The sequence below is a fragment of the Micromonospora sp. NPDC005087 genome (assembly GCF_042872965.1).
In the GTDB taxonomy this organism is placed as follows: Bacteria; Actinomycetota; Actinomycetes; order Mycobacteriales; family Micromonosporaceae; genus Micromonospora.
The window spans coordinates 1-19,496 of sequence record NZ_JBIALB010000015.1; the positions used below are offsets into that span (position 1 = coordinate 1).

The following is a 19,496-nucleotide window of genomic DNA, read 5'->3' on the forward strand; positions in this document are numbered from 1 at the left end:
AACCCCGAGCTGGCCGGCGATCCGCCGGATCGCTCCGACCGCCGACGCCGGATCCCGGCGGGCCTCGACCGCCAACCGGGTCGCACGCTCACGCAACTCATCGTTGTACTTCTTCGGTGCGGGCATCGCTGGTGTTCCTCCCAGGTTTCGATGTCTCCATCAAACCCGGTGCGGGACATGGTGGTGTGTTCGTTGCGGTCGGTGTGTTGGTGGTCGGACAGAAGGCCGGCGATGGCGCGGATGGTGGCGTCGAAGGATTCGCGTCGGCCGTGGTAGCGGGCCAGGATCCCCCAGTTCTTGAGGTGCCCGATGACATGCTCGACCCGGATGCGCTGCGACGAGTGTCGTTTGCGCGCCGCGTCGTGTGCGGCGATGGCGCTCAGCGGCAGCGAATTCTGGCCTTTCCGCGGTTTGGGTTTCGGGGTGATCACCGCGCCGGCGGTGTCCGTACCGAGCCATTCGTAGCCAGCGTCGGCGAGGACCTGGACCCCGATTGGCGCGTGGAGGAGCAGGTCGACGAGGCCCGCGGTCCGCGCCTGGGTGAGGTCATGCATCGAACCCGGCCGGGTCTCGCCGCAGAACAACAGCCGACCGGCCGGATCGCAGATCACCAGGGCTTTCATCGTGTTCAGCCGGGCCTTGCCGGACACGAAACGGTCCCGGCCCGCCCGGCCCTCGACCGGTCGGCGGACCCGCACCTCGGTGGCGTCTATCAACGCCGGCGGGTGGTGGCCCAGGTACGCCGCCACATCCGACGAGGGTGCGAAGCCGCACGCCGTCGGGCACTCGGCAACCACGCTCGGCCAGCAGCGGCCGCACCTCGGCGACACTGCGGGTGATCGTCGAGCGGTGCACTCCGAACCAGGCGGCCATCACGTCATGGGTCAACCCGTGCCGCAGATGCACTAGCGTGGCCAACGGTCGATCCCTGAATGCAAACCGGTGCTTCGCGCCGGCGCCGATCCCACGCCGACGTGCCCGCGCGGCAAGCCGGTCACGGTGCCGGGCCTGCCAGCGCGGCGCCGGCTCAGCAACCAGACCCTCGATCACCAGCCAGGACAGCCCCGTCATCCGACGATTCATCATGATCGCAGCACCATCCATGACGGGAACAAGATCATCGATACCCGATGATCCGCAACCGTGCACGAGGTCGTTAGTTTAGGCCTGATTCACCTTCACCCGATGGCGGCCAGCACTTCCTCGCAGACCTGCTGGCAACGGCGGCATACCTCGGCGGTCACACGGCAATGCTCATGCATCTGCGCGTGTCGCTCACACTCGTCAGCGCACGCCTTGCACGCCTGCACGCACGCCTGTACGACTGCTCTGGTCAGGTTCCGGTCGTACCCGGTCTGCCGGGTGAGCACCCGGGCCGTCGTGTCGCACATGTCCGCGCAGTCGAGGTCCAACCGCGCGCACTTGACCAGGTCGGCGACCATCTGTTCGCTCAGATCCGCATCCGCGTCTGCCGTACATGCCTGCAGGCACTCCAGGCAAGTCTCAATACACCGCGTCAACAATTGCCTGTCCAAGACAGCACCACCTGGGTGCGTGTCCAGCATCGCCATCGTCTTGGTCCTCACCACGACCCCCTTTCAACTCCAACAACTCAGTCGCGCATACCCGCCGTTATGTCGCGTAACGCAATAACCTGGCTGAAGTCTAGGGGAACGGGAGGGTTGGTCAGACCAAAAGGCACGTTCCGGACGCCTCCTTGGAGCGGGGATCGACGCCGGTGCATGTCGGACACGTCCAGGGATGAAATGCGTACCGTGATCATGATCACCGACCGCGGGAGTAGCGCCCACATTGATCTCCCCGGATCGAGCCGTCACGCTCCTCGGGCCGGCTCAGTCGGGACCCGTGCTCGGTTCATCTCTTGCTGAGTTCAGCCGGCGTCGTACTAAATCATCACCGAAATCCGCGGCGTCGGACACATCATCGCCGGAAAAGTCCTCGGACACGTCGGTGACCGTCACCCGCTTCCCGACCGCCGACCACTTCGCCAGCTACGCCGGCACCTCGCCACTAGAGGCCTCCAGCGGCGAGCGCCGCCGCCACCGGCTCAACCCCACCGGCAACCGGCAACTCAACACCGCCCTGCACACCATCGCGCTCGTCCAAGCCCGCGACCCTGGCCCTGGCCGCGTCTACTACCAGCGCAAACTCAGCGAAGGGAAGACACCCGCCGCAGCCCGCCGCGCGCTCAAACGACGCCTCACCAACGTCCTCTACCGGCACCTCATCAACGATCAACTCAAACGCGCCGCCAGCACGGGTTGACACACAAAGGCGCTCTTGAGCCTCTCCCCGCTCTGGCGGCGCCCGGGACTGCGCAGGCCAAATGAGAACCACACGACCAACGTGGGCAGCCGATGTGAGAGCGACGGCCCGGGCGCCTCGACCAAAGCCTGGCCGGACCGCGGTCGTAGGTCAATGAAACAAGTAGCCGATGTGCGGTCACAAGGCGCGGGGTGCGCGAGCGTGCTTCCAATCGGCCGATGCGGCTGCGGGAGTCAGCGCTGGTGCCAGCCAAGGCACTGGGCTGGAAGCTCACGATCCGTCGGCGGTCGGCGGTCGGCGGTCGGCGGTCGGCGGTCGGCGGTCGGCGGCGCGGAGCCGGGCCGGTTCGGGGGAGCAGGTCGGGAGCAGCCGGGTGCCCTGAACGGCCTTGAACTGCATCCAATAGCGCACAACGACGCTCAACTGCACCTGCCCCCACCTGCGGCTTCTCGTTTCTGCAGGTCAGAGTGGGTGCGGCGTCCTGTTTCACACGGAGTGCTCAACGACTTTGACTAGGGCGTGTCCTGCCGATCTTGGTGGCCGCTGGGCACACCGTATGGGTAGGGTGCTCGCCATGATCGAGGACGCCGCATGCCGTTGACGAATCCGTGGCTGACCGAGCCCACGCCGGCGAAGCGGCTCGATCGTGAACGGCTTGAAGAGCGCATTCTCAACCTGCTGTCGTCGCAGAACATGTGCGTGCTCGCGACCACGGGTTCGGACGGGCCGTTGGCCACCCCGGTGCGGTACTACCCGCTCGGCTTCGCGGTGCTCTTCACCGCCGCGCCGCGTTCGCCGAAGATGCGCAACATCGCTACCGATCCGCGCGTGTCCGTCGGGATCTTCGCACCGCTGCTCGGGTTGGCCAGCAGCCGCGGGGCTCAGCTGTTCGGAGCTGCCAGGGCGCTTGATCCGGGGCATCCGGACCGTGCGCACTATTGGGAAGCGTTCCGATGGGAGAACGAGCACGCCGAGCGGGGGCGATCGCTGTCCGAGCCGCCCGAGGACACCCTGGTGGTCGTTGAGGCGGAGCGGATTGTCTATACCGAGCACTGGCTGCGACGTGAAGGGTTCGCGCCCCGCCAGTTCTGGCGTCGCTGAAGGTACCTCTTCCTGCCAATCAGATCATGCAAGCCAAATGACGGCGGCGATGAGGACGAGGCTGGCCTGGTAGAGGGATGCCCGTTTGGCGTAGCGGGTCGCCAGGTCACGCCACTGCTTGAGCCGGTTGAAGCAGCGCTCCACGACGTTGCGCTTGCGGTAGATCGCCTTGTCGAAGGCCGGTGGTCTGCCGCCGGCGCTGCCCTTGGCGGCCCGGCGGGCGACCTGGTCGGACCGTTCTGGGATGACGTGCCTGATCCCGCGTTGGCGCAGAGCGCGGCGGGTCGAGTCGTGCGCATAGCCCTTGTCGGCGATCAGCACCTCAGGACGCTTGCGGGGCCGGCCGGGTCCGGGCTCGTTGACGCGGATCGCGTCGAGCAGCGCGAGGAGTTGGGGGTTGTCGCCGGCCTGGCCCGGGGTGAGCAGGATCGACAGCGGCCGTCCGCGTCCGTCAACGGCGAGGTGGATCTTCGTGCTCAACCCACCTCGAGACCGGCCGATGGACTCGCCATCTTGCGCACCAGGCGTCGCCGGACTTGATGGAGAGCCCCCTTTTTGCGGGCGCCAGCGGAATGCTGGTGCGCCCGCACGATCGACGAGTCGATACTGATCGTCCACTGCACCGGTGTGCCGTCGTCATGGACCTGCGCCGCGGTGAGGATCCGATCCCAGGTGCCGTCGGCCGTCCAACGGCGCAGTCGTTCGTGGCAGGTCTTCCACGGCCCGAAGCGTTCCGGCAGGTCACGCCACGGCGCACCCGTGCGCAGCTTCCACAAGATCCCGTTGATGACCTGCCGGTGATCTCGCCACCGCCCCCGCGCACCGCCCGGCTCTGGCAGCAGCGGCGCGATCACCGCCCACGCCTCATCGGTCAGTTCACCACGACGCACCACCAGCACATCGTCAACGACCAACCACTACAAGATCGGCAGGACACGCCCTAGGCGGCACCTGCTGTCTATCTGGCCTGGTGGGGGAGTGTGAGCAGGCCAGGGCGGCAACGACTGGGTGCGGCGGCTGGGCCTTACATTGGGAGCAGATTGGGTGCAGACCAGCGAAGTGGTCACCCGCTCGAAGAGCTCATCCGGCCGTACCGCAGTCAAACCGCTGACCAGCACGCAACGATGCCCGCCTCGGACCGTTTGACCTCCCAGGGATACCCGAAGTGGTCACCTGTCGCTGCTCCCAACACGGCTAGCGCCGCCCGACATCTCCGGCCGTCAAACTTCGCTGCGGCACCCGAGACGGGCATGGACAAACGCCGTTCCGGCTGAGCTCCACGGATCGCGCCGGCCTGCCATTATCTGGGACGCTGGTCCCATAGGCAAAGCCCTGACCAGGCGCTTTTGTCTGGAGACCTCTTCGGCAGTCCCGAAGGCGTCAGCACGAGTGGCTTACGCCTCAGAAGCAGGCGACGTCCGCATTTGACGAGAAGAGTGCGCGTGATCATGAAGGTCTCATTGGTATGTCCGGATGCCCGAGCGTCGAAAGGCGCCGCCCGCCTCTAGCGAGGGGCGACGCGCAGCTGACACGCCAGCTCAACGTGGTGGAGGCTCATCGTTGCTTCGCGTGAGAAGTTCACTAGGAGGGACGTTGCGCTTCTCTCAGGCTGCAGTCAGTAGTACCAAATTGCTCAAGCGGCGACCGGCCGAGAATCAAGGCATGCAGGTTGACATCGTCCAAGTGACCGGCGGCGACCCGCCGTTCGAGATCCATGACGTGCTCGTCGCCCGGCGAGCACTCCACCGCCCTGCCGATCGCCGCGCGGGCCAGTACGTGCGCGCCGTCGTGCAACAGTTCCTGCGCGACGAGTGCCCAGAGCGCGGAGTCCAACCGCGGCGGCAGCTTGACAGGATTACGCCGCTGCAGGTCTTCGTATCGCTGTTCGGCGAGTTCGCACAGGTCGTCGAGGGACCAGGGCGGCGTGCGGCCGAGCAGAACCCCGACGGTGAACGCGTACATGCCCGGACGTGCAAGTTCCGTGAGCGCCGCAGCGATCACCTTCTCGGGCTCGGGACGGTGCAGGTGAGCTGCCATCACCCGGTGCCAGAGCAGGTAGACGGCCAGCATGGGCTCGCGCGCCGCAGGAGCGCGGTGCGTGACCAGGAGTTGCTCGATGCGCTCGAGCGCCGGACGCATATCGACCCTGAGCTGCTCCTCACGCCCGGCTAGGACCTCCATGATGCAGCCGAAGAACTCGCTGGCCCTGGTGGCCGCAGTCATCTTTGTCATCGCCTCGGGATTGCCGAGGTAGAGCTCCGGAACCAGTCTGACCTGGATGACGTTGGGTAGGTGATCACGCCACTGATATTCGCGGTAAAGGTGGGTCGACCCGCGTTGTACAAAGGTCCGGACTACGTGCCGAGCGAGCCGGTTGAGACCCTCGTGCGTGAGGATCAGCCCGATCCCGGGCAGATCGATGGTGTGCGCCCCACCGACCTGTAGCCAGGCCTCCTTACGGAGTTCCCTGAGTTCGTGAACGCTCTTGGAGCGGGTGTTGTAGGCCTGGGTCGCAAGCAGTGGTAGGGCGGGCCCGGTCACGGGCCAGGTCACTCCGACAGCTTCCTCGCGGAAGTAGGAGGGACGCACGTGACTAAGGATGAAGGTTTTGTACCGGGCAGTGATACCGGCCTTCTCCGCCTCGAGGATCGCTGACCGGACCTGCTCGGCATGTTCCTCGCTCAGCTCCTTGAGAACCGGGTCGAGGATCCGCTTTTTCTCGTGCGGGTAACGGTCCCACCCCGTGTCGGGAGCGGACGTGCCCGCCGAAAGCGATTCCAACGCCGCTACGTAGTCGGTGTAGGCGAGCGTGGGGTCTTCCGCGACCCGCTCGCTGGCCGTGACGATGCGACGCATCGCTCTCATGGCCCGCTCGTACGCGTCGCGGTTGAGCGCGAGGAGGCTCGTCATGAAGGCGAGTAGGTCCTCGACGTCTGCGGGGCGCAACATCAGACGAGGAGTGAACGTGCGGGGCAGGATGTCCGCAGGTACAAGCCGCCGGGTTGATTCTCCCGGTGTCTTGATGAGGCGGTCAGCCTTCTCCCGAATCGGGGTGAACGTGGCGTTCACGGCGAATGAGAGCACGACGGCGAGGTCGTCGGCGATCTCATCCCCACCGGTGGAAATCATGAAGTCATCGGTGCCGTCAGGGAGGACGGCTTCCAGGCGTTCGATGAACCGGAGCAGGACGGTGTTCACTGGTCCCATGCAGGTGGCCAAGGTCAGGCTGCCCACCGGCATGCCGACCGGCCCGACCCTGGAGAAATCCGCGTTGGTGTAGAGGGTTCGTTGATGCTCCGTCTCGTTCAGCGCGACGTCGCCGAAGTACATCCCCGTGACAACTTGAAGCACGCCAAATGATCGCATGACATCGACCGAGAGCGTCACACGCTCAGCGGACGGTGTTGACAACCTCGAACGGTGAAGGGCGACCGCAGCCTGGTTAGCCGTTCGACTCCTTCGGTCAGCCGAGGGACCATTAGGGCGCGGGGTCCCACATGTCCAGGATCGCCTGCTCGTGTTGCCGGTACCCAGCCTCGCTCAGCCAGTCTTGCAACGCCGCCGCCGCAAGATCGCCGGGCCCGGAGCGGTACTGGTAGACCTTGGAGTACTGACTACGGGAGGCAGTGCCTCGCCGCGGGTAGGTGCTGAGGTCGACGACCGCGGGGAGTCCTTCGTCGGTTGTCAGCGACAGGTGCAGGAGCGCGGTTTCGGGTAGGGGCGACTGGTCGTCGAGCTGCGTCCACAGCGCTTTCGCCGTCTGCGCGCACCGGACGAGCGTGTCAGTGAGCTCGAACAGGCCGTGCAGGGTGAACGCTGCAGGCAGGGGCACGCCGCGGGCCCGCGCCTCCGCGGGTCGGTGCTGCTTGTCGAGTTCGGCGAGGTGGAATCCGATGCCGACGGTCAGCAACAGCGACTGCTGGTTCGGGCTCTGCGCGGCGTGGCCCGTGATGAGCTGGGCGCCGGCCCTGACGGGGAATGCCTGACGCATGCCCAGCGTGCCGGGCGTAGCGGCCCGGGCACCGGACTGAGCGGTGGTGTAGTGGCGACCATCAGCCTCGCTGATGGCCCAGGGTTCGGCGGCTATGCCCCAGTCGGAGTGGCGCGCCCGGAGCCAGCCGCTGATGGGTGCGCTTCGCATCGCGGCGATCAGGATCTCTTCACGTGTCCCGGCCGAGGGACCCCATCCGCTGTGAAGGCGTGCAGGAATTCCGTCGCCTGCGGGCAGCAGCACGGCGACTTGCAGCGTGAGGTCGAGCGGTTCGCCTTGATCGTTCATCAACGACGGACGGTGGTTGGTGAAGGGGTGGCGTTGCTCCTCGGGCGGGTTCGGCAGCAGTCTTCCCGGTTCTGTGGTGCCAACGTCGAGTGCCTCGATGAGGGTGCCGGCGGCGAACCGGCGCCGGTTTGCCCATGACACGTCGGCGCGGTCGAGAGCGCCGGGCCGAGTGCCCGCCGCGGCGCTGTCCAGGTGCGCCCGTCCGGCAGAGACACGGTGGCGTCCTATACGTCCCAGGAACGCCGTGGCATCGAACCCACTGATGCGGGTGTGAGTGCCGGTGGACGTGAATGCGACCTCGATGTCGACCAGTCGGGCCGCGAGATCCGCGATCGGCAGACCACCGTTGACGGCGGTGGTGATCCGCCGGTCGACGTCCGCGTCGCCGAAGGCCGACTCCAGCCGGGAGACGTACAGGCTCACCGGCTCGATGGGGGCGGTGTCGCCAAGACGCGTGTGCTCCTGGACCCGTATCCACGCCGCTTCGTACGTGGCCCGAACGACGTCCGCAAGCCAGGACGAGCCGGGAGGTTGTGCGGCGAGACGCGCGATAGTGGCGTCGGCCGGCTCCGGGACCGCCATCCGGATCGCCTTTAACAAGTACGGCAGCAGACCAGGATCGCCCAATGCGGTGGCGGGCAGCGGCCCGCCGTCGGCCCGTTGCAGCAGCGCCGCAAGCCAGACGGTCGCTTCCTCGTCAGGACCGAACCCGCCCGCCGCGGGATTGCGAAGGTGGTCGAACTGTTCGAGCACGTACGGGATCACCGCGGCGGCCTCGTTGCCGGACAGCTCCGCGGACAACGACGCGGCCCGGCGGAGCGTCCGGCCCGCCCGGGCGCACGCATGAACGTCGGTGAGGTCAGGCCGCAACGCCAGGGTGAGGTCCTCGGCCGCCATGCCATGTCGCCCCTCTGCCAAATCTCCGATGGCCCGGACGAGGCTATCGTCGCTGATCTCGCCAGTGATGGGTGTCAGGGCGAAGTACCGTTCGGTGTAGTCGCGGTCGCTGATCCGCCGCTGCCCGCGCCGCCGGTGCTCGGCCACCATCGATCTCAGCGGGTCTGTTGCCAGACGCGGGAAGAGCCGTCGCAGGGCCTCCGCGACCCGCCCCGTGTGCGGCGCCGGGACGTCGAGTCTGGCCAGCGCCGCCTCGTCGAATTCGGTGCGGAGGTCGGCGAGGTCGGTGGTGTCGACGAGGGCGCCGCGGTGCATGGCGATGGCCTGGTACAGGCGCGGATAGGTGATTCGCAGGAATGTCAGGGTGATGAAATCAACGACGTCGACCTCAGCAGCGCCGACCAGTGGCAGGTAGATGTCGACCTGGGCGAGCAGCCGCGCCACGCTGCGCGGCTCGGTCAGGACCCTCAGCAGCAGCGCCTCACGCTCTTCGACCATGCGGCGCTGGGCGTCCTCGCTCAGCGACGCGGACGCCCGGCCGAGCGCACCAGCGCAGCCGGCGTTGAACAGCGACTCGGCGTGCTCCAGGCGGACCGGCGGCTGCTCGAGGCGTATCGTGACGATCTTCTCCAGGAACGCGACGGCCCGGGCGCCGTGCTTGTCGGCGATCGGGGTCGTAGACAGCACGTCGAGGATGGTTTCTTGGTCGTACGCGAGGACATAGTGCACGTGCGGCAGCCGGCCCAGCACCCGCACCGCCCGGAAAACGGCCAGGAGTTGCTCGGGCTGCAGCCGGTCGACGTCGTCGATGACAACCAGCGTCGGACGGGCCAGCGCGCGTAGCGCGTCGCTGACCTGGTTTGCCTGTTCCGCGAGGGTCGTTCCCTGGTCGTTAAGCCGCTGTACAGCCTCGGCGGCCATCGCGGTCGCGGCGCTGCCGACCACCGGCACCATCGACAGCGCTGGCGTGGCCAGGGCACCGTACCTGGAAAGGTGTCGCCGGACCCGGTCGCCGGCGGTGGTCTTCTCCGGCACGGCGGCGCGGATCGCGCCGAGCAGCTCGGTGACGACCGCGTCGGGACCGGACAACGCCCACGGGTTGATCCACGTGACGCCCCACCGGTCAGGGTTGAGTCCCGCCTCGATCATCAGGATGGTGCTGGTCTTACCGCTGCCCCACGGGCCGACCAGCCCGACCACGGTGCTGCTCGGCCGGGAGCCGATCTGGTCAAGCAGGGCGACCGCGCGTGCCACGAACGGGCCGCGCCCGAACAGGTCCTCGTTCGGCTCGTCGATCGGGTCATCGACCCACCAGTTGCCGTCGGGCAAGCCAGACACCGCCATTCGCCAGCCATCTCCACAGCGCGGCCAGCGTACCGAACCGACGCTCCCACAACTCATTCGGCGCAAGATCAAGATCACATGCCCTGATCTGCCGTGAGGTGCGCGGTCGATCATGCCCGCCGATGTCCGCTAATCCTCGAAGTTGAACTCGAAGGTGCCCGCCTCGATGCGGTCGATGAGCTGGCTGACATCGTCGGCCTGCCGGATCACGCTTTCCCAGCCACTGCTTGTGATGTCGGCCAGTAGCACCGGTGCAGGTCGCTGCGCAGGTCGAGCACAAGCTTTCACGTGAGCCGTCACCGCCGATGATCGCGATGCCAAGATGCTCATCGGTGGCTTCGTCCCATGCGTCATGCAGCTCGAGCATCTCGCGTGGCGAGTTGAGCCAAACGTAGGCTCCCGCCGGAACCACGACTCACCTTGGAGGTAGGTTCGCCAAGCGGCTGGCAGAGACCGGCCCAGGGCCTTGTCGGCGTTGGTGAACTCCTGGTCGTTCACTGGGCCGCGGTACTCGGCTTCCTCGATGATCGCGCCGACGATGTGGGCGTTGAGGTCGGCAAGCTCCTCGGCGGGGATCCAGTACTCCAGAACGTCGCGGCCACCGGCCTGGTGAACCTCGTAACGGCCCAGGTACGACCGCTCGACGTCGAACCGGGTTACGTAGCCGACACCCTCGGCGGGGACGTTCCACTCGCGGGCGATCTTCGTGGCGTACCAGTGGTCGAGGACGGCGTAGAAGATCGGCTGGTCCGCCAGGCGTGGTGGCCAAGCCCGCCAGCCCAATGCCGCCACGAGGTCAAGTTCGGCCTGCCCGGTGGGCCGCCACAGGGTGATTGTGTCGGAGTTGTCGACGGTTTGCTCCTCGACAATCGTGGTTGCGGGTGGTCGTGGCGAGCCACGCGTCCAACATTCTGGTGATCGGCCCCGAGCGTTGCCGTGGCCCGGCCGGCTCGGCCATCCGAAAAGGCGTGCGCGAGCGGTCCCCGCATGCGCTCATCTGCCGCGAACAAAGTCGGACCACGTTCGTAAGATCTCGCCTATGTCGCGAGTAAGCCCGGCCCGGCGGTCCACATCACAGCTCGACGTGCCGGTCCTTCGGGGTCTCGGACCCACGTACGAAGAGAACCTGCATGGGCGGCGGCACGCAGCGGTCCTCCTCAAAGTCCTGACCGACGGGTCCGTGAGCGCCGCGACGAACATCGCGCTCGCAGGGCACTACGGCAGCGGAAAGAGCAGTGTCATCCGCGGCGTCCAGGCGGGTTTGGACAAGCAGAAGATCAACTGGGTCAATCTGTCGCTGTCAAGCCTGGGCATCGACGACACGAAGCGGGCGCGCATCCAGCAGGACGGGACGCTCCCGCCACTGACGAACCTTATCCAGAAGGAGATCGTCAAGCAGCTGCTCTACCGGAAGGCGCCCGCGGACATGCCGGGCTCGAGGTACTTCCGCATCGACTCATTCAGGCCCGGCCCGGCTGCGATATGGGGCGCCGCAGTCGCGGTTGGGTTCTTCGTGATCGCGGTCCTGCTCGGGCTGGTGAGTCGCGTGGAGAAGATGGGGCCCCAGGACCTGGTCACCAGTCATGACTGGGTGCCGTGGATCATCGTCGCTGGGTTCGGCGTGTTCCTGGGCGTGATCTGGTTCCTGGGTTCGCGTGCTCTGCAGAGCCGGGTGCGGGTGGAGAGCGTCTCCGCGGGCGGAGCGGCCGTCACGCTCAGCGCGAAGGAGAACTCATACTTCGATGAGTACCTCGACGAAATCGTCTACTTCTTCCAGAAGACGAAGACCCAGGTCGCGATCTTTGAGGACCTGGACCGGTTCAGGGACCCTCACATCTTCGAGACGCTACGCGAGCTGAACACCGTCTTGAACAACTCCGAGCAGATCAAGTCGCGGCCGGTTCGGTTCGTGTATGCGGTCCGCGACAGCATCTTCGAGCAACTTAACGTCGATGCCGCCCCGGACGGCGACGCGGACGCCGATACCGATACTGCAGCGCTTCGTGCGTCAGCTCTGGAAACCGCCCCGTCGGCGAACAGGACGAAGTTCTTCGACTTGGTCGTCCCGATGGTTCCGTTCATCACGCACCGTTCGGCGCGGGACCTGTTGGCGGCGGAGTTCGCCGAATCTGATGAGCAACCTTCGACTGCGCTCGTGAACCTCGTCGGCGCGTATCTGACCGACATGCGTCTGATTCGCAACATTCGGAATGAGTTCGAGATCTACCGTGCCTCGGTCCTGGGAGAGAAGGGCCTTAAGGGCCTCACCGCGGACCGACTGTTCGCGATGATGGTTTATAAGAACCTCCATCTGGAGGACTTCGAGGCCATCCGGCTTGGAACAAGCAAGATCGACGAGGCCCACCGGGCCTTCCGCGACATGGTCAAGTATCAGACGGGCCACCAGGCAGCGGTCAGCAAGGGGGCGCTAGACCGGGTCGCGTCGAGCGCTCTGTGGGACAAGCACGCGAAGGCCGCCGGCGAGCGGCTCCAGAAAGTGCTGCCCATTGTCCACCGGGCGACGCGGCGTGGTGGCCAGCCGGTCCTTCAGTACCAGTCGGAAAACTACGCGCTCTCGGACCTTACGTCCGGCGACTTCTGGAGCTCGTTGCACGAGACTCGCAAAGAGGTGCACCTGATCCAACCTGGATACGGTGGCGTTACTCTGTCGTTCGATGACGTGATTGCGCTGGTCGGGGATGAGGTGGCTGCGTTGGATGACTCCATCGAAGCCGATGTCGCACGTCTCCAGCGCGCCTCCCGGGCCGCGCTAGAGACCAAGGACTTCGTCGCGAAAGCCGCGATGGCGCAGCTCATGGCCAGGACGGACCTGGTCATGCCCACCGACAGCGGCGTCGAACGCAGCCTGGATGCCATCGTTGCCGACCTCGTGTCGCCCTTGGCCCACGACCTCCTCGCCAAGGGTTACATCGACGAAAACTTCACGCTGTACTGCTCGGACTACCATGGCATCGCCATCAGCGTCAGCGCGATGAACTTCATCCTCCACTGCGTCCAGGCCGACCGCGCAGACCACCGGTTCCGGTTCGACGAGGCTGTCTCCATCGACGCAGTTGAGAAGGAGATGGGCGCCCGCTTCCTCGACGGCGAGAGCGTCTTCAACGTCGAGGTCTTCGACCACTACCTGCCCACGCGCCCAGAGCGGCTCGACAAGGCACTCGACAAGCTCGTCATTCGCGGCGCGGCCGACTCATCTTTCATCGATGCGTACCTTCTGGACGGCGCGTCCAGGGAACTCTTCGTAGGCCAACTGGCTCCTCGCTGGAAGGGTGCGTTCGTCCATCTGGCCGAGAGAGCCCCGATCGACCTCGCGGCGGCCGTCGCGCTCGTCGATGCCGCTGTCCGGAGCGCTGGTCGAGACGTCGACTACGAGTCCTCGCACCGGGTCGCAGGGTTCCTCTCGGAGCACTACGCCCAGATGCAAGCGTTTGTCGGGGCCGTGGAGACGTCGAAGGCCGCTGACGTGGCGGTCGTGGTTCGGCGTCTCGGCGCCCAGGTCAGCGACCTCGCGGTGCTGGGGGACGCACAGCGCAAGGCGGTCATCGGGGCTCGCCTGTACCCGGTCACGAGGGCGAACCTTTCCACGGCGCTCGGTGAAAACACCCCGCTGGCCCTTGACGTGGTGAAGGCAACCAACGCGACTGTCTACGAGCACATCCTCGACCACCTGGACAGCTACCTCCATGCCCGGGAGGAGGACGAGGTGACCGTCGATGCCTCGGAGGAGTTCGTCGCGGTGCTGAATGACGTTGCGGGTGCTGCCGAATCCGCGGTGCTGCCGGTTGCGAAAGGCGCTTCGGAGTCGTGCAAACTGGCCGACCTGGACGAACTCGACGATACGGCATGGACCGCCGTGGTGTCGGCGAAACGGTTCGCGCCGACCGTTCGGAATGTGAGCCAGTTCGTAGCAAAGTTCAGCGTCAACGAGGAACTGGTGAAGACCCTGAACAGCCTCGACCTCACGGAGGTTGAGGAGGTAGAGGAGGAGCCCAGGTACGACCTCGGGTATGCGCTGGCTCATGCCGAGGACCTGGACCCGGCAGCGAGGGTCCGGCTGGTGAAGCAGCTCGAGCTCCCCGACGGGTTGAATCCCGACCGCCTGACCGACGCGGGGCTCAAGCTGCTCCCGGCGCTGCTGGCCGCCGAACTGGTGCCCGATGCTGCCGAGACATATGCGCGCGTAAGCGGTAGCCCGTTCGCGGTCCGCGAGGAGTACTTTGCGGTGTCGAGAAACCTGGCGTCTTACGTGTGCGAGCTACCGCTATCGAGCGACGACCTGCCCAAGGTGATGCGGAGTCGACGTGTGGCACCGGCCGTCAAGCGGGCGATCGCCGATGACGCGGAGTACGTACACGGCCGGTTGTCCAGGCAGGGCGCCATCGCGATCTGCGAGTGGGCGGCTAAGGGCAATACCGTCTCGGTGGAGCTGCTGGTCAAGCTCAGCGAAGCCGGAGCGCCCGCCGAGCACATCCTGAGTCTGCTGGAACCCCACCTCCCTGATATTGAGCTACCCGTGTTGGACCGGATTCTTCTGGCGCTGGGCGACGAGTACGAACCGCTCACCAGGGTTGGTCACCACCGTTCGAAGCTGAAGGAACGGGACGGGACCGAAGAGCTGCTCAATGAACTAAAGCGCCGCAATCGGGTCAGTTCGTTTAGCCAAGCGTTGTTCGGCGGCGTCCGGGTCAACATGCGTCACTGACAGCTCGCAATGGTTCCGCAACCCGCCCACCTGGAGTGATTGTTAGGAACCATCAGTCATGCAGGATGGATTTCCACCATCGCGCTGCGCACAACACCATACCCGATCATGACGGGGTATTCCGATCTGGCGCCGACCGGGCCTCGCGATGCGCGATAGGCGCTGGGTTAGGTCGAGCGCGCGGCCGTGGGATCGGGGTGGCGGTGCCGCAGTCCCAGAAGTTGAACAGCAGTTCGCCGAGGGTGGTTGGCTTCCAGTAGAGGATTTGGTGGTGCTCGTCGGGGCCGAGAGCGCTCAGGTCGAGCTGTGCCAGTGGGGCCTGTAGCTGGTCGACGGTGAGGACCTGGACGTCGGTCAGGTTGGTGATGGCGGCGGCGAGGTCAGGGTGGTCGACGAACGTGGTGGTGACGTCGCCGTTGGCGTGGGGTCGGGCGAAGGCGATGAACGGCAGGGTGGTGTGTCGTAGCACCGCGATGTGGTGCTGGGCGTCGGCGATATCGACCGTGTGGAAGTTCGGCGTGACGCCGGCGGGAGTGACGCCGGTGACGGTGGCGTCAATAGCGCGGGCGGCGTGGTGACAGACAGGGGTGAATTCGCCCAGGTCCGCCTGCCGGCCAAGGCTTGGGTTGAAGCCGGTGGCTCCGGGCGGCAGCTTCATGGTCGGGCTCCTTGGTCGTCGCGATCGGTGCAGGCTATCCGACGCTGTCGTGGTGGTTATGGTTCGCGGACCTTGAACCGGGTGATGGGCTTGGTGGTCGTGCGCGGCACTTCCGCTAGGAGTTGGTTGCCGTCGTGGACGGGGAAGGTGGTGTCGGCGTCTTCGACGGTGAGGGTTCGACCGGTCGTGGCTGATGCGAAGGATTCTGGCCGGCGATGACGAGGGCGCCGCGGCTGCTGACGCGTCGTTCGAAGCGTTGTGGTTCGGGGTGCCGGGGTGGGTGGGGGTCGGGCGGGGTGGCGTCGCGGATGCGGGCCTGCTCTTGGGGGGTGAGCGGGTTGGGCAGGCTGCGCAGCAGGGACCGGTCGGCCTCGAGGAGGGGCAGGACGCGTGGTCGAGGTGGATGGTGACGCGTCGGCTGGCGAGGTGATAGCCGATGGGATGTTGCCGGCCGGCGAGGCTGACCAGTCCGATGGCGTTGACGAGCCAGTCGAACTCGACGGGGCCTCTCGGCTTGAGCTGGCCGGCGATGATCGGGGGCGGTCCGGCGGGACAGCCGCAGTCGGCGAGGAGTTGACGCAGGTGGGTGAGGGCGTCGCAGAGTTGCATCACTTGACCGATCTGGCCCGGCTGTATCAGTTGTAAGCCGACGTCGAGTTCCTCGATATCGGCGAGACCCGCAAGACTCGCCACCCGGCTTCGCCGGCTGAGGATCGTCGGGCCCGAGCGGCGATGATCCGACCCCGGGGGAGCAGCTCGGGAGCGTCCGGGATCAGCCAGCTTGAACTAGGACTGGTCACGGCGATTGCGGTAACCACGGCAGCACATGGCGGACAGCCTGCGGCCCGGGCATCGGTGACGACGCCGAGCGGCAGCCGGTTCCGGGACCCGGATCGGGGAGCAGGATGGGGGCAACAGGGTGTCCTGAACGGAGGTGAACCGCGCCCAACGGCACCGAACGGTGCTCAACTGCATCCGCGCCTACCTGCGGATTCATGTTTCAGCAGGTCAGAGTCGTTGCAGCGTCCTGTTTCACACAGCAGTGCTCAACGGCGTTGAACGGACTTCAACTGCTGTCTATGTCGCCTGGTGGGGGAGTGCAAGGAGGTCAGGGTGGTAACGACCGGGTCTGGTGGCTGGGCCTTGCGTTGGGAGCAGATTGGGTGCAGGCCGGCGAAGTGGTCACCGCAGCGAAGTGCTCACCCGACCGTGTCCCGGCCAGGTCACTGAGCTGCAACGATGCTTCGTTCCGGAGCGCTTGACCTCCCAGTGGAGGTCGAAGTGGTCAGGTGTCGCTGCTCCCAGGATGGCTGGTGTCCGCCGGGGTCACGGGCCGCCTAACGTCGCAGCGAGAGACGCGCCACACATCGATATTGATCGCGCTGTCCCGCCATGCCGAAGTCGTTTCCGGTCCCGCCCTCTGAGACTCGGATCCCACCTCGCAACGTCATGACCAGCTCCTGCGTGGTGACCTTTTCGGCGGATCCGAAGGAGTCAGGCGCGCTGCTGGGCAGGTGACAGGGCCGGGGTATCCGGCTGGTGGGGGTCACTCACGCGTGGGCTTAGGATGCGCGAGCCAGCACGGCCGTCGCTGCGGCGAGACCGATGAGGCACGTGAACGCGGCGATGACGCCCATCCAGCCGGGCCGCGGCGTGACGGCCCTCGGCCTCGAAGCCACCGGGGTGCAAAACAGTGGCGGGATGCTCCCTGAGATGGCGATCACAAACGCGCACAGCGACGGCGCGGTCACGGTTGGATAGGCCCAGCCTCCGAGCAGGGGGGTGAGCAGGCGCGCGCCGACGGCGGCGGCTACCAGGAACGCCGCCGCTGTGCGCCGCCAGGCGAGCATGGTCCGCTCGAGCTGTAGGCCACCGTCGCCGTCCGCGGAACTCGACGTGTCGTGTCGACCTGCTGGCCGCCTGGTCGCCGATGAACCTGTCACGTCCCGTCCACGGATCCTGATGGTGGGTCTTCGGCGAAGCGGTGGGCCTGCGGACCATCCGGCCTGTCCACATCCCGAATGCACAATCGTGAACGGGTACAGCCTGGGCCCGGGGCTGCCCAGCGGCGTGCCGCAGGGCAGATCACCGCACGAGACCGATCAGGATCAGCCCACCCGCCGCGACCAGGCCCAGCCCGAGCGGCACCGCCAGCGCGGGTGGCGGCAGGCTCCGACCGAGCCGCATGGCCGCCTCCGTGCGTAGCCAGCCGATCCACGCCTGGACCGGCGCCGCCGCACCGAGCACGATCAGGACGATGGCGGCTGCCCGGCGTAGCCCGGGGGCGATGGGTAGGGTCAGCGCCTCCAGCGCGATACCGGCCGCGAAGAGCGCCAGCGAGGTACGGATCCAGGCCAGGAAGGTCCGCTCGTTCGCGAGACTGAACCGGGGATCGGGGTCGACGCCCTGGTTGAAGACCCAGCCGGGCCAGCGGCGTGGTCGGTTCGCTGGCTTGGGGCTGCCGTTGTTCGTTTCGATTACCACAGGGCTGTCACTCCCTCTCCGGCGACGATCACGCTGCCGATCATCGCCAGAGTCACGCTGCCGATCATCGCCAGAGTGATGACCCACCGGCGAGCCTGCTCCTCTGGCAGCCAGCGGGACAGGACCTGGCCGCCGGCGATGCCGATCGCCATCGCCGAGACGCAGGACAGCAGCAGTGGTCCGGAAAGCTGTGGCGTGGCTTTGGCAGCCAGCGAGAGCACGTTGGTGGCCAGGCCGACGAGCCGCACAGTCGGCACGAAGGTGCGCTGTTTGCAGTTGGTGTTCAACGCGTAGACCGCGAGTGGTGGGCTGCCCGTGCCCGCTGTTGTGTGGAAAAAGCCGGAGGTGAAGCCAGACAACAGCGGCCCGCCACGGCGGTGCAGGAACGACAGCGGGTTGCCGTGGGCGACCCAGGCGACGGAGGCCGCGGTGATCGAGCCAACGCCGATGAGCAGCAATGGGCCGGGCAGGGACGTCACTACCCAGGCGCCGAGTGGAATGGCAACGATGCGGCGATCTGATGCCTTTCACCTCCCGGTGAAGGTCGAAGTGGTCAAGTTATCGCTTCTCGCCGAACGGGCCGCGCCCGTTGCCGGTCGAGCACCCGGTCCGGCCGGAATCATCACTGCTGAATCGATGTCTGGCTCTGCGGCCAGCCGCGCAGGTGTCGGTAGGCGTCCCGAGATCTGAGACTCCGATCCCATGGGCACCGTGTTGACCAGGAGTTCCTGCTCAGTAACCACTTCGGCGGGTCCGAAGGGGTGACCCGCAAGGGGACGGGTGGGCCCTTGGAGCGTGATCTGGTCGCCAGCACGACCAAGATCGTCAGACGTGTCGACCGTTCAGCCGCTCCAGCTGCATGAGCAGCGCGGAGTGGTCGTCGTCTGCGTGACCTTGGGCCTTGAGCGACGCCATGAGCTGTGCGACCACGGCCCCGATCGGGATCACCACGCCTGCCTCGCGGGCAGCCGAGGTGACGATGCCCAGATCCTTGTGGTGCAACTGCACTCGGAAACCGGGCTGGAACGATCGCGTCAGCATCGCCTCGCCCTTCTGGTCCAGCACGGCACTGCCGGCCAGGCCCCCACCCAGGACGGTCATCGCCTTCTTGGTGTCAACGCCGTAGGCCTCCAGGAAGATGATGGCCTCGGCCAGCAACTCGAGGTGCCCGGCGACGATGAGTTGGTTGGCCGCCTTCACGGTTTGACCGGAGCCGGGCGGGCCGACGTGGACGATGGTCTTGCCCACCGCCTGGAATACCGGCTGAGCCGCCTCGACATCTGCAGGTTCGCCGCCGACCATGATGGACAGCGTTGCGTTGACCGCTCCGGCCTGGCCTCCGGACACCGGCGCGTCGAGCAGCCTCAGGCCCCTGGGCTTCGCCTGGTGCCACAGTTCCTTGCTGACGTCAGGGCGGATGCTGCTGAAGTCGATGACGAGCGTTCCCGGCCGGGCGGTGTCGAAGACGCCGCCCGTGCCGGCCAGCACCTCCCGTACGTCCGGCGAGTCGGGCACCATGACACACACGACGTCGGCGTCCGCGACGGCTTCCTCGATGCTGTTCGCGGCCCGGCCGCCAGCTTCCACGAGACGACGGGTCTTTGCCGGACTCCGGTTGTGACCGATGACATCGAATCCGACCCGGACGAGATGCCCAGCCATCGGCGCGCCCATGATGCCGAGTCCAATGAACGCTAGTCTTGTTGCCATTCAGGTTCCTCCTC

The 19,496-nt window shown here is 66.5% G+C and carries 15 protein-coding genes and 2 pseudogenes; 4 read left to right on the forward strand and 13 right to left on the reverse strand.

Features of this window, described 5'->3' with window-relative positions:
- The 3 genes and pseudogenes from ACFYPS_RS27845 to ACFYPS_RS27855 all read right to left on the reverse strand — a co-directional run.
- The coding region (locus ACFYPS_RS27845; protein ID WP_387328056.1) for a transposase family protein at positions 1-830 on the reverse strand (830 nt) is incomplete at its 3' end.
- A 19-nt stretch (positions 831-849) separates the two neighbouring features.
- Positions 850-1,104: pseudogene (locus ACFYPS_RS27850) on the reverse strand (transposase family protein); the annotation flags it as partial.
- 74 nt (positions 1,105-1,178) lie between these two features.
- Positions 1,179-1,571, reverse strand: a complete 393-nt coding sequence (locus tag ACFYPS_RS27855; protein ID WP_387328059.1) for a four-helix bundle copper-binding protein — start codon at positions 1,569-1,571, stop codon at positions 1,179-1,181.
- A gap of 400 nt (positions 1,572-1,971) precedes the next feature.
- Between ACFYPS_RS27855 and ACFYPS_RS27860 the strand changes: the two genes are divergently transcribed.
- Positions 1,972-2,286 carry a transposase gene (locus tag ACFYPS_RS27860; RefSeq protein WP_387328062.1) on the forward strand — a complete coding sequence of 105 codons (315 nt, stop codon included), beginning with the start codon at positions 1,972-1,974 and terminating at the stop codon, positions 2,284-2,286.
- 270 nt (positions 2,287-2,556) lie between these two features.
- Here ACFYPS_RS27860 and ACFYPS_RS27865 read toward each other — a convergent pair whose 3' ends face one another.
- Positions 2,557-2,715: a hypothetical protein gene (locus tag ACFYPS_RS27865; RefSeq protein WP_387328065.1), complete on the reverse strand. Its 159-nt coding sequence runs from the start codon at positions 2,713-2,715 to the stop codon at positions 2,557-2,559.
- 162 nt (positions 2,716-2,877) lie between these two features.
- Here ACFYPS_RS27865 and ACFYPS_RS27870 point away from each other — a divergent pair, with 162 nt between their 5' ends.
- Positions 2,878-3,387: a pyridoxamine 5'-phosphate oxidase family protein gene (locus ACFYPS_RS27870; RefSeq protein ID WP_387328068.1), complete on the forward strand. Its 510-nt coding sequence runs from the start codon at positions 2,878-2,880 to the stop codon at positions 3,385-3,387.
- 24 nt (positions 3,388-3,411) lie between these two features.
- On the opposite strand, the gene ACFYPS_RS27875 is transcribed toward ACFYPS_RS27870, so the two are convergent.
- The 4 genes and pseudogenes from ACFYPS_RS27875 to ACFYPS_RS27890 form a co-directional block, all read right to left on the reverse strand.
- Positions 3,412-4,277 (reverse strand): IS5 family transposase gene (locus ACFYPS_RS27875; RefSeq protein ID WP_387328395.1). Its coding sequence is split into 2 segments (ribosomal slippage): positions 3,412-3,944 and positions 3,944-4,277, totalling 867 coding nucleotides; the frame shifts between segments, so codons are not numbered across the junction.
- A 691-nt stretch (positions 4,278-4,968) separates the two neighbouring features.
- Positions 4,969-6,774: a hypothetical protein gene (locus tag ACFYPS_RS27880; protein ID WP_387328071.1), complete on the reverse strand. Its 1,806-nt coding sequence runs from the start codon at positions 6,772-6,774 to the stop codon at positions 4,969-4,971.
- Between the two features lie 91 nt (positions 6,775-6,865).
- The gene (locus ACFYPS_RS27885) at positions 6,866-10,021 is read right to left on the reverse strand and encodes a P-loop NTPase fold protein (RefSeq protein WP_387328074.1); all 3,156 of its coding nucleotides are present in this window, start codon (positions 10,019-10,021) and stop codon (positions 6,866-6,868) included.
- Between the two features lie 390 nt (positions 10,022-10,411).
- Positions 10,412-10,777: pseudogene (locus tag ACFYPS_RS27890) on the reverse strand (ADP-ribosylation/crystallin J1); the annotation flags it as partial.
- 310 nt (positions 10,778-11,087) lie between these two features.
- Here ACFYPS_RS27890 and ACFYPS_RS27895 point away from each other — a divergent pair.
- The gene (locus tag ACFYPS_RS27895) at positions 11,088-14,630 is read left to right on the forward strand and encodes a hypothetical protein (RefSeq protein ID WP_387328077.1); all 3,543 of its coding nucleotides are present in this window, start codon (positions 11,088-11,090) and stop codon (positions 14,628-14,630) included.
- A gap of 106 nt (positions 14,631-14,736) precedes the next feature.
- Here the strand turns inward: ACFYPS_RS27895 and ACFYPS_RS27900 are convergent, their stop codons facing one another.
- Positions 14,737-15,288, reverse strand: a complete 552-nt coding sequence (locus tag ACFYPS_RS27900) for a hypothetical protein (protein ID WP_387328078.1) — start codon at positions 15,286-15,288, stop codon at positions 14,737-14,739.
- Between the two features lie 390 nt (positions 15,289-15,678).
- Here ACFYPS_RS27900 and ACFYPS_RS27905 point away from each other — a divergent pair, with 390 nt between their 5' ends.
- Positions 15,679-15,933, forward strand: coding sequence for a hypothetical protein (locus ACFYPS_RS27905; RefSeq protein ID WP_387328081.1), 255 nt, complete (start codon positions 15,679-15,681; stop codon positions 15,931-15,933).
- A 917-nt stretch (positions 15,934-16,850) separates the two neighbouring features.
- Here the strand turns inward: ACFYPS_RS27905 and ACFYPS_RS27910 are convergent.
- The 4 genes from ACFYPS_RS27910 to ACFYPS_RS27925 form a co-directional block, all read right to left on the reverse strand.
- On the reverse strand, positions 16,851-17,315 hold the full coding sequence (locus ACFYPS_RS27910; protein ID WP_387328084.1) for a DUF202 domain-containing protein: 465 nt from the start codon (positions 17,313-17,315) through the stop codon (positions 16,851-16,853).
- A gap of 58 nt (positions 17,316-17,373) precedes the next feature.
- A complete protein-coding gene (locus tag ACFYPS_RS27915; RefSeq protein ID WP_387328086.1) occupies positions 17,374-17,772 on the reverse strand; it encodes a YidH family protein in 399 nt (132 codons plus the stop codon).
- Positions 17,766-18,281, reverse strand: coding sequence for a TSUP family transporter (locus ACFYPS_RS27920; protein WP_387328398.1), 516 nt, complete (start codon positions 18,279-18,281; stop codon positions 17,766-17,768). The genes ACFYPS_RS27915 and ACFYPS_RS27920 overlap by 7 nt, the downstream gene beginning before the upstream one ends.
- A 316-nt stretch (positions 18,282-18,597) precedes the next feature.
- The gene (locus tag ACFYPS_RS27925) at positions 18,598-19,482 is read right to left on the reverse strand and encodes a 2-hydroxy-3-oxopropionate reductase (RefSeq protein ID WP_387328089.1); all 885 of its coding nucleotides are present in this window, start codon (positions 19,480-19,482) and stop codon (positions 18,598-18,600) included.
- Positions 19,483-19,496: the final 14 nt, after the last annotated feature.